This window comes from Flectobacillus sp. BAB-3569, assembly GCF_002270355.1.
Taxonomy (GTDB): domain Bacteria; phylum Bacteroidota; class Bacteroidia; order Cytophagales; family Spirosomataceae; genus Flectobacillus; species Flectobacillus roseus.
In genome coordinates, this window is record NZ_NJFZ01000062.1 from 1 (window position 1) to 560 (window position 560).

The window sequence follows — 560 nt, forward strand, 5'->3', positions numbered from 1 at the left end:
AGCATTAGGACAAAAAACGACGTTTGGATACGCTATCATGATAGAGCCAAGAATTTATACGGCTACTTACCATTTCCTTGGTTTTCGAGATAACTAGTTTTCATCCAATTGGCCTTTAGGATAATGGCATCTTTCAACTCTTCAGGTTTTAATACTTCATTGATGGTAGCTTTGGCATATTTCGCATACGAATCAAAACGTTGACGAGTTTGGATAAACTGCTTGGCTAAATCATCACGAGTATTAAATGGAAATTCCTTACGCACGCCATCCAAATCTTTGTAAAATACCGTAGGAATAGCATCATAATGTCCATCGTTATTAAAATCTTTTGCATAAACCGTAATAGGATTGGAATCAGAAGCGCGATTCAAGGAGTTTAATCCTAAGTTACCTGCTATATAATCCATATCACCATTATCAAAGTCACCTCCGCAAAGGCTATTCCACCAGCCTTTATAAGACTCTATTCCAGTTTCTTGTGCCGAAGTGAGCTTACCGTTTKGKTTTTCAAGAAAGTTACTGGCATAAATTCTCCAGCTAGTGCTAAATCCATCCAA

Annotated in this window: 1 pseudogene; it reads right to left on the reverse strand. The window is 37.6% G+C overall.

The window, feature by feature from the left end:
• Window positions 1-62 precede the first annotated feature (62 nt).
• Window positions 63-560, reverse strand: a pseudogene (locus tag BWI92_RS27565) (RNA-binding protein); the annotation flags it as partial.